The sequence below is a fragment of the Acinetobacter sp. 797_lipA genome (assembly GCF_058243025.1).
Genome location: NZ_JBZAYQ010000005.1, coordinates 1 through 9,863, shown reverse-complemented (window position 1 = coordinate 9,863; position 9,863 = coordinate 1). Strand labels below are relative to the sequence as shown.

The window sequence follows — 9,863 nt, the reverse complement described above, 5'->3', positions numbered from 1 at the left end:
ATTTTTGCTACTCCATCCCATAAATATTGATCATCAAAAGGATGGATATAAATTGCCTCAGAGTTAACAAACTGTAGAGCAAGTTCATTTGCTTCTGTCCAAATTTCACCATGCACGATAACCTCTGCACCTTGTTGACGCATGATGTCTATTGCTTTTTGAGAAGTTGTTTTAGGAACAACAATAGTCGCTGGAATGTTTAATGAATTTCCCATATAAGCTACAGAAATTCCCGCATTGCCGCCTGATGAACTAATAAACTTTTTGGCACCTTGTTCCGCATAGTATGAACAAGCATTCCCTATACTGCGTTGTTTGAAAGAACCAGATGGTTGTGTGGATTCCATTTTTAACCATATATTACAGTTATTTATATTACTTAATGTCTTAGATTTTAGAATAGGAGTTTTAATAATCATCGTGTTTAATAAACTTGAAAAGTAGTGGAATTCCACATTATAGCCTTATATTTTTTGACGTCTTAACTAAAGTAGTTATAGTGAATTCTAAGACTTATCCTATTCATTCAAAAAATAGCCCTCAACTGAGGGCTATTTAACATAAAATCTCTTATGCGAAATTCATCAGTTGTAACCCCCAAATAGAAATGTCCGGTTTACCGAATGCTCGACCTAAGATCTCAGAACATAAGAATTTGATGATCCCCCTGGTTCTCAAAACTCGATACTTTATTGAAAAGTTCTATCGAGGCTTATAAGTTCCTGAAACAAAAAAATGCCTGAAGTTCAGGCATTTTTTACATCATCAATATCTACTAAAAAGCTTACAACAATCAAAAAACGAGAGTTTTATTCTTGTGAATACGACTTAACTTTTTCAAAAATTGGATAGAAATCTAATCCCTCATCTTTCATCGTAGAAATCAACGCAACGATTACAGCAATATGTGTAGGAACCACACCTTGTTTACTGTAATTCGTAATCGAATTAGGTTTCATATCCAATAAGGCAGCAAATTCCTTAATTGAAAGCCCTGCTTTACCGACAAGACGTTGAAATTCAGTATATGGCATTTAATTAAATTTATAGAAATGGTGTTTTGAGATTATAGCATAGGGTTATATTTACATAAAAACACATAAAATTATGTGGTAAACACATATTTTTATGTGTTATAAATAGCTTATCAACTAACCTATTTATCCTTACTATCGGAGAAATGTAATATGTACTCATACCCGGATTCAAACACTGAAAAGAAAATTGCTCTCATGATCATCAATGACTTTTTCATTCAAAAAGCCCATGAACTGTGGATTTTTTTACAACTCGATCAGTGCTTTAATGATTATGAAGCCACACTGATTTGGACTCGACGTTATTTAGAGAAGCATCCTGAGTGTGAGTACAGCGATATTCAAAAAGCCTTTGTTTCTTGTTTCCCAGAGCACTTCTTCAGCTTTGACTGTTAATTTATGAGAGGCACGGTAAAAAATCGCAATTGGTAAGTAAATCCCAAATAGAAAGAGCCAGTTCATACAACTGGCTTTTTATTGTCACGTATAAATCTAAGACTTGTTTTAATCGTTGCTAACACGATCAAGCAAAGTGTAATAACGAAACTAAAAGTGCAGCAACAGACTTTTTTTTTGCAGAAATAAAACTGAAAATTCGGTAACAGAACCGTTTTTGTAGAAACGAAACTGAAAATGCAGCAACGGACATCTTTTTTACCGGAAACAAGCGCAATTTAAGCGAAAAGCACAGCATTGTTTTGATTTTAAAGTTTAAGCATATTGCTTAAATATCAGCAGCTTAGGTTCAATACCTAAGCTGCTGATGCCCAGGGGTTGAGGGGAAGGATTCCCTCACGGACTGTAGTTTCTCGAAGAGAAACTGTTAAGTGCGAATTAATAAAAAATAAAATTAATTTTATTTTTTATTAATTAAAATCCATTCGAAAAATGAATTATGCTACAACGCATAATGAAACTTTTCGTGAATGGATTTCTTGTTAAGATGCAAAACTCTGAGTCAAAAAAACGTGGACGACCAGCTCTTTTACTCAATCAACTAGAGTTAAAGGCCTATGTCGACTATGTGAGAAAGTATAAAATTTGGGATCAAGTCACTCAAAATGCAGTTCGTGAAATTCAAGCAGCTCAATTTGAAATGCAGAACTTGTCACCAACGGCATTAGTCATCGTAAAACAAGCCATTAAACCATTTAGAGAGCTTCAAAAAGTTGAACTGCTTTATCAACAACTTTGTAAAACTACATCGCATGATTTCTTTCAAAAAAAGTTCGTCGAGTTATATCAACAATACCAAAGCACTCGTGAAGATCAGACACTGAATGTGCTTAAAACAATGGCAACTCAATATCTTCGTTTTAAAGACAACAAAGTCGATGAAAATAGCTTAAAACTGTATCTCAACCAGCTCGAGAAGAAAGAAAATAAAGCAAAACGGAATGCCGATAACAAGAAGAAATTTGAGCTCGGCGGGGCGCTATTGTCATTGTTAAAAACAAAAAATATTGATGTCACCAAACTGACGGCCGAGCAAATAATTCGTGCTCTTTTTAGTCAAGATATGCACTTTAATTTAGCCAATTGCAATACGATCATTTTTCAAGAAATGCTCAATGTTGGCCTCAGTGAAACTCAAGCCAAGACCTTGTTTCCACTGGTTTTAGATCAACTCACAGACTATCGCGACGAAGATGGTTTGCCAATTTATTTAAAGCAAATCATTAGGACAATGGCAGAAAATGGCTAGCTATCACCTGCAACTAAGAGACAAACCCAAAGGCTATGCACTCGAACATTATTTCTATATTGCTCGATTAGAAAAATATCAGCATGTGCGTGTCAAAAGCCAAGAAGTTTTAGAACATATTGAACCGGGTGGTTGTATGCCATCTTGGGCGAAAGATCCTGCTGACTTCTGGAAAGCAGCAGATACCCATGAGCGAGCCAATGCCAAAGTCTACATGGAATATGAATTGGCTCTCCCCAATGAACTTACACCAGAACAGCGTAAAACACTGGTAGAGGCATTTTTAAATGAACACGTAGCCAGTCACCAATATCCGCATTCTTACGCCATACACAACGTTAAATCGAGAATTGGCGGCATTGATCAACCGCATTGTCATCTCATGTTGTCTTTGAAAGCCAATGATGGCCTTGACCGCACGCCAGAAACCTACTTCAAACGCTTTAATCCGAAAAACCCGGAGAAAGGCGGGGCGAAAAAAAGACAACTTGATGAAGGCTTTGACAACTACCGTTCATTCTTACTGTATATCCGCAAGGAGTGGGAAAACTATATGAATGATGCCTTACGCCAATATGCCCCGACCTTGACTTACCAAATCGATGGACAAGAGATCAACATCCCCAATCGAGTATCGTCTTCAAGTTATAAACAATATAATTTAGATCACGGCACCTTTTACATTGCCGAACCCAAGCTTGGAGTTGGCAATCAAAACAATACACCTGAATATTTAGAGCAGATCAAACAAATCCGCGAGCATAACCAACAAGAATTTGAACGCGAACAACTCCAGAAACACCAGGAACTCAACCTCAGTGCTAAACCGTTTTACAGTGTGAATGACCAGCCGTATAGCAGTTTAGAAGTAACAGCCTTATTGAAGAGTTTAAATCCAGATACCCACTCAGTAGAAATAACCGCGATTCAACAGCAACAAGCTTTAGTTGATCCATCCTTTAAGAATCAAGAACTCAATCTCACTCCTGAAAATAAACCAACACCGACTATTAAAAAAGACACTGGCTTTAACTTTTCGATGTAAAAACCAAGATGAGCAAAGCGAGTGTCTACGAGCGACATCAGCAAAATTCGCGCCTAGACTCTCTGAAAAACAGCTTTTTAGGCTGTGAAGCCTAAATAAGCGTAAATCACATGTAAAAAATTGAGCCTAGACCGAGCGTAGCGAGTAAAAAGGCTTTATGAGCGAAGCGAATTCCGAGTTGCTTTTGATCTTGCTTCTGCTTTTCCTCAAATTCACGGGAATATTGACCAAAAAATTGCCCCAACGAATCGAGCGAAAGCGAGATTCAATAGAGTTTGAGCGTAGCGAAAACCAAGGGCAATTTTTCATTCCCCAGGCTTTTAATTATTTTTAAGGTTTTTAAATGCTTTTAGACACGCTGAAAGCCTTTTTTTGCAAGGCTTTCAAACTTTATATAGCAACGTTTCCTCGGTTATATAGCAACGTTTCCTCGGTTATATAGCAACGTTTCCTCGGTTATATAGCAACGTTTCCTCGGTATTTGACAACAAATATTTATTATGTTGTTATAGCAACATAATAAAATTGTTGCTAAATAGAATGACATGACAGACTTAGTCGTAAAATCTAATAAACTTGTACAAGCTTTACAGACACTTACTTTAAGCGAAACCCGCTTACTTCAGCTCGCAATTGTAGACGCTCGTGAGACTGGACAAGGATTATCAACAGATGAACCTTTAGAATTAAATGCTCTTAGATATGCTAAAGCATTTAACGTTTCTCCAGATGCAGCTTATTTAGCATTAATTGAAGCAGAAGATTCTCTTTTTAAAAGACAATTTACTATTACCAATGAAGATGGAACTTTAACAAAAAGTCGCTGGATTCAAGATGCTAATTATCGGAAAGGTGAAGGAAGAATTTTAGTTACCTTAACTCGTGTGGTAATTGAACATGTCACTAAAATAGATGGGTTTGAACAGTACTTTACTAGTTATCATTTGAAAAAAACTGCTGACTTCAAAAGCGTCTATGCAGTACGTCTTTATGAACTCTTAATGCAATGGAAGTCTGTAGGGAAAACGCCTGTTTATGAATTAAATAAATTTCGTAGCCAACTTGGTATAGGTGTTAACGAATACATTCGAATGGAAGCATTTAAGAGACGTGTTTTAGATATTGCAGTAGATCAAATCAACGAACTTTCAGATATAACTGTTAAATACGAACAGCATAAAAAGGGTCGTTCAATCTCAGGATTTTCTTTTAGCTTTAAGCCAAAGAAAGCAACTATTCGATTTATAGAAACTAATAGAGATCCTAATACAACTGATCTATTCTCTAGAATGACAGATAAGCAACGCCACTTATTCGCTACTAAACTTTCCGAACTACCAGAAATGGGGAAGTATTCTCAGGGGACAGAAAGCTACCCACAATTCGCTATACGTATTGCTGAAATGCTTCAAGATAGTGAAAAATTCCAAGAATTACTTCCTTATCTTCAAAAAGTTGGTTTCCAATCTGCCTAAAATTTAAACTTGATCATTTGCCTATTAGACAGTCTAATAGGCAATAACATTTTACAAGTTTAGGCATAGGTTTGCAGGATGAAAACCCTTACAGTTCTTGAACTTTCCAAGCTCTACAACATCAATAGACAAACGATTTACAACAACATAAAGAAAGGAATTTTAAGTAAAAATTCTGAGAATAAGATTGATCTAGCGGAAGCAATCCGTGTTTTTGGGGAACCCGTCAAAAAACAGGATGTAAAAGAATCTGTAAAAGTAGACAGTCAAAATTCGGCAGAAGTTTTACTGCTTAGACAGCAGATAGACATGTTGAAAAATCAGCTTGATGATGCCAAAGATCGGGAATCTTTCTATCAAAACCAAATTGAAACGATGCAACGCCTATTAGAAGCCCCAAAACCTAATATGACTACGTTTACCGATCAAGAATTAGTGCAACCCAGCATAGTCAAACCAGATCCCGAACCTGACACAGCAGAAGCTAAACATGACGGATTGACTACTCTGGAGCAGAGGGAAAATAAGCGGATTCCAGTACCGGAGCACATTGAACAGGAACCGGAAAAAAGAGGCTTTTGGAGCCGTTTTTTTAGACCCTATGATTAACTACGATTGTTTAACTGATATGAACAAAGTCGTGAAACATTGATCAAATAATAAGCGTGGAACGTGAAAAATCATAAAAAAAGCCCACCTTGGGGGAGGTTGGGCAAAAAAGAAACTACAGCCTTGAATTATAAGGATAATTATAACGCATTTCGTATAACGTGTATTATGTTAATTTTAGAGATTCTACATAAACGTAAAATCTCCTGCACTTAGATTCTGGCATGTGTTCCATACTTATCAATCATGATAGAGCTGGCTTCATTTAAGCCACGCACAGTGACATTCACACTATTCTTTTGGAATTTATTTACAACAGAATCAAGCATGGCGACTGATGTTACATCCCAAATGTGAGAATGGGTCAAATCAATAATCACATCCTTTACATCCTCTTTAAAGTCAAACCCTTGCATGAATTTTTCAGAAGAACTAAAGAAGATCTGACCTCTCAAATCATATAAACGGGCTGTTCCTTCAAAAGATGCTATTACTTGGATATCATTTTCAAGTTTATTCGCTAGGAACAAAGCTGAAAGTAATACGCCTGTTAACACACCCAAAGCCAGGTTATGCGTAGCAACAACTACAATCACAGTCGCAATCATGACGATATTACTGCTCTTAGGATTATCTTTTAACTGAGTGACAGAACTCCATTCAAAGGTACTGATAGAGACCATGATCATTACCGCTACCAATGCAGCCATTGGAATCACTTTGAGCCAATCGCTGATAAATACAACCAGAATAAGAAGAAAAATACCCGCAGAGAATGTTGATAAGCGTGTAAGACCACCCGATTTCACGTTAATCATGGATTGACCAATCATGGCACAACCGGCCATCCCCCCCATAAAGCCAGAAGCAATATTCGCGATACCTTGTCCTTTACATTCTTGGAATTTATCACTTGGTGTATCTGTCATTTCATCCACGATGGTTGCTGTCATCATCGATTCAAGTAAACCTACAGCCGCCAGTGCGACTGAATAAGGCAAAATAATCATCAATGTTTCAATATTCAAAGGAATATTTGGAATCAAGAACATTGGAAGTGTGTCAGGTAACGATCCCATATCACCCACAGTTCTTACATCAATTCCTAGAGCAATTGCCAGTAATGTGATTGCAATGATGCAGACAAGTGGAGAAGGCAATAATTTTCCTAATTTGGGAATCATAGGGAAGAGATAAATAATCGCCAAACCTAAAGCAACTAAAGCATATACATGCCAGGTCACATTAATCAGTTCAGGCAGCTGAGCCATAAAAATTAAAATTGCTAACGCATTTACGAATCCAATAACCACAGATTTAGATACAAATCGCATTAACTTGGCGAGCTTTAAATAGCCAGCCATTATTTGAATTACACCCGTCAAAATTGTTGCTGCAAGCAGGTATTCAAGCCCATGCTCTTTGACCAAAGTAACCATGAGCAGTGCCATAGCCCCTGTAGCTGCTGAAATCATAGCTGGACGACCGCCTACGAAAGAAATCACGACGGCTATACAGAAAGATGCGTATAGACCGACTTTAGGATCTACACCTGCAATAATTGAAAATGCGATGGCTTCAGGGATGAGTGCAAGACCGACGACTAATCCAGCAAGTACATCCCCACGGATGTTAGAGAACCACTGTTCTCGGACATTAGACAACATAAACATAGCCTGTTTTTTAATTTTTCAGATAGGCTAGTGATGTGATATATACAACACACAAGCGACTACACCACATCACTAGACAGTGATGAGTTATTTACAGATTTAAGACGGTAAATAAACTTAAGGTGGCGTAAGTGTCATAAGATGAAAGAAGGTTTAGAGTAAAAAAATCAGGACAAGGGTAACAGCTAGGTACTTTTTTATAAAGCCTGGATGTTATATCCAAGCTTTGTTTAATCGGTATTTTATGAAGCTTTTGGCTCCCTAAGTAATTGACCTATTTCCAAACGTGTATAGCCACGTTCTTTAAAAATCAAAACAATAGCCTGTTTATAATCTTCAGAAGTAGAAGTCTTATACTTAGTTATCAGTTGATTTTCAGAATTCAGCTCAAGATCATTTTTGATGGTCAATACTTCGCTAGAGATCTTATTAAAGATATTTAGGTTAAACATACAGGCACTCGTCATCCGTATTATAGCGGCCCGACTATAACTAATACCTGTCTTAGCTACGCTAGACACCCTTAGCCGAAAGGATTACAAATTAAGAAAAATTCTGCAAGTTTCTGCCTATTGAAAGAATAAATAATATCTCCCAAATGCCATCCATTTAACATAATGGCGGTTATACGAAGTACACTTGTATATTAATATAAATATCAGATATTTAATAAAACCTTAAAAAGCCAAAAATGCAAAAAAAGCCGACTTTGAAACAAATCGGCGTTTTTATGTTCGATTCTGTAAGATTTTGCCAATAAAAAATGGAAGAACTTTGCAAAATTTACAATTTTGTATTAACATTTTTATATTAACAAAAAGCGATGCAACTATGGAAATTGAGTTTTCATGGGATGAGCATAAAGCAGATACAAACCTCAAAAAACATGGTGTAGCTTTTGAAGATGCAACATTGGTTTTTTATGATGCTCATGCCGTCTTCAAACAGGATCGCTTTGAGAATGGTGAATATCGTTGGCAAGCGATAGGTATGGTACATGGGCAAGCTGTTTTATTAGTGGCTCATACAGTACAAGACCATAATGGGATAGATCATATCCGTATTATTTCAGCACGACAGGCAGAGAAAAAAGAGAGGAAACAGTATGAACAAAACCGTTACTTACAAAGTGGATTTGAATAAGCCTCCTGTTTTATCTGAAGAACAAAAGGCAAGACTCGAAGCCCTGGCTAAACGCCCAGATAGTGAAATAGACTTTTCGGACATTCCTGAACTTGATAAAAGCTTTTGGAAAAATGCTGTCCAAAATCCGTTTTATAAGCCAACTAAACAAGTAACTACAGTACGCATTGATGCAGATGTCATGCAATGGCTAAAAGCACAAGGCAAAGGCTATCAGACACGTATGAATAAGATTTTACGTGATGCAATGCTGAATGATTTAAAAAATCACCCATAAAAAATGGAGCTTAAGCTCCGTTTTTTACAAACTATTTTTAAGCTTATAGAATCTAAATTCGGGGTAAATTAAACCTATAATAAAAAGAATGGTAAATGCTATCCATAGAAACAAAGCCATAGCTCTAAGCTGTTCTTCATTCCATGAGCTTGATTCCATATCTAAGAAAAAGATACTCTTCCAACCTTTAATACGATCAGCTCAACCCCATGAAATAATCCATTTGAACATTAAGCTAACTGCCAAATAAATAAGCACCCATACCCATGTAGACATAAATTACCTTATTATTTTTAATTACTTATCAGATAATTATAACTGATTTTCATAATCTTATTTAACGTTTCATAACTGTATAAAAAGCTCAGTATTAGATACTGAGCTTTTTTGAAAGAAAAAATAATTTTCTAAATTATTGAGATGAATATTTCAAAAGTTGCTCAAGAGAGATAGATGCACCACCACATACAATTACAAGAATATTATCTGAAGGTGAAAAGTCCATTTTTTTATTATATAAAGTTGCTAAAGTAGCACCACAAGCAGGTTCAACTAAAGTTCGATGGTCATCTAAAAATTTAAAACAAGCATCAATCGCTTCTTCATCTGTAACCGTGATTCCTTTAATTTCTTTTAATTGTGTAAGCTCGAAAGCATTCTTACAAACTTGCTGTGCAGCTAGAGTTGTCGCTACACCTGTAACTTTATCTAATTTAATATGTTGTCCCATTTTAATTGCTGTATTTAATGAAGCAGTTCCTTCCGTTTCTACAGCATAAATTGGAATATTTAGTTTATTTTTAGACAAGCCCTGACTAATACCTGATAGTAAACTTCCACCTCCAACGGATAAAACAACAGCACTTGGTATGATGCCGTCTTCAATTGTTTCATCAATA

Annotated in this window: 12 protein-coding genes; 7 read left to right on the top strand and 5 right to left on the bottom strand. The window is 36.3% G+C overall.

Annotated elements, in window-relative coordinates; all coding sequences use genetic code 11:
- Together AC4CU2_RS18850 and AC4CU2_RS18845 are read right to left on the bottom strand one after the other, a co-directional pair.
- A partial coding sequence (locus AC4CU2_RS18850; protein ID WP_490769390.1) for a pyridoxal-phosphate dependent enzyme occupies positions 1-419 on the bottom strand: 419 nt, incomplete at its 3' end.
- 390 nt (positions 420-809) lie between these two features.
- On the bottom strand, positions 810-1,034 hold the full coding sequence (locus tag AC4CU2_RS18845) for a hypothetical protein (protein WP_004758944.1): 225 nt from the start codon (positions 1,032-1,034) through the stop codon (positions 810-812).
- Between the two features lie 153 nt (positions 1,035-1,187).
- On the opposite strand from AC4CU2_RS18845, the gene AC4CU2_RS18840 reads away from it, so the two are divergent.
- From AC4CU2_RS18840 to AC4CU2_RS18820, 5 genes are all read left to right on the top strand, one after another.
- Positions 1,188-1,433: a hypothetical protein gene (locus AC4CU2_RS18840; RefSeq protein ID WP_004282220.1), complete on the top strand. Its 246-nt coding sequence runs from the start codon at positions 1,188-1,190 to the stop codon at positions 1,431-1,433.
- Between the two features lie 547 nt (positions 1,434-1,980).
- Complete coding sequence (locus AC4CU2_RS18835) at positions 1,981-2,742, top strand: hypothetical protein (protein WP_490769389.1); 762 nt, start codon at positions 1,981-1,983, stop codon at positions 2,740-2,742.
- The gene (locus AC4CU2_RS18830) at positions 2,735-3,787 is read left to right on the top strand and encodes a MobA/MobL family protein (protein ID WP_104221583.1); all 1,053 of its coding nucleotides are present in this window, start codon (positions 2,735-2,737) and stop codon (positions 3,785-3,787) included. The genes AC4CU2_RS18835 and AC4CU2_RS18830 overlap by 8 nt, the downstream gene beginning before the upstream one ends.
- A gap of 545 nt (positions 3,788-4,332) precedes the next feature.
- Positions 4,333-5,262 (top strand): replication initiation protein RepM, encoded by a 930-nt coding sequence (gene repM / locus AC4CU2_RS18825; RefSeq protein ID WP_094148990.1) that lies wholly within the window; start codon positions 4,333-4,335, stop codon positions 5,260-5,262.
- A 78-nt stretch (positions 5,263-5,340) separates the two neighbouring features.
- Complete coding sequence (locus AC4CU2_RS18820; protein WP_279732817.1) at positions 5,341-5,871, top strand: plasmid replication DNA-binding protein; 531 nt, start codon at positions 5,341-5,343, stop codon at positions 5,869-5,871.
- A 212-nt stretch (positions 5,872-6,083) separates the two neighbouring features.
- Here AC4CU2_RS18820 and AC4CU2_RS18815 read toward each other — a convergent pair whose 3' ends face one another.
- Together AC4CU2_RS18815 and AC4CU2_RS18810 are read right to left on the bottom strand one after the other, a co-directional pair.
- A complete protein-coding gene (locus AC4CU2_RS18815; protein WP_005249159.1) occupies positions 6,084-7,538 on the bottom strand; it encodes a SulP family inorganic anion transporter in 1,455 nt (484 codons plus the stop codon).
- A gap of 248 nt (positions 7,539-7,786) precedes the next feature.
- Positions 7,787-7,996: a hypothetical protein gene (locus AC4CU2_RS18810; protein ID WP_005249157.1), complete on the bottom strand. Its 210-nt coding sequence runs from the start codon at positions 7,994-7,996 to the stop codon at positions 7,787-7,789.
- A gap of 379 nt (positions 7,997-8,375) precedes the next feature.
- Here AC4CU2_RS18810 and AC4CU2_RS18805 point away from each other — a divergent pair, with 379 nt between their 5' ends.
- Complete coding sequence (locus AC4CU2_RS18805; protein ID WP_087696030.1) at positions 8,376-8,687, top strand: BrnT family toxin; 312 nt, start codon at positions 8,376-8,378, stop codon at positions 8,685-8,687.
- On the top strand, positions 8,650-8,964 hold the full coding sequence (locus AC4CU2_RS18800) for a BrnA antitoxin family protein (protein ID WP_087696029.1): 315 nt from the start codon (positions 8,650-8,652) through the stop codon (positions 8,962-8,964). Before AC4CU2_RS18805 ends, AC4CU2_RS18800 begins: the two co-directional genes overlap by 38 nt.
- Before the next feature lie 412 nt (positions 8,965-9,376).
- Here the strand turns inward: AC4CU2_RS18800 and AC4CU2_RS18795 are convergent.
- Positions 9,377-9,863, bottom strand: a 487-nt coding sequence (locus AC4CU2_RS18795; RefSeq protein ID WP_490769388.1) for a pyridoxal-phosphate dependent enzyme, incomplete at its 5' end; no start/stop codon positions are given.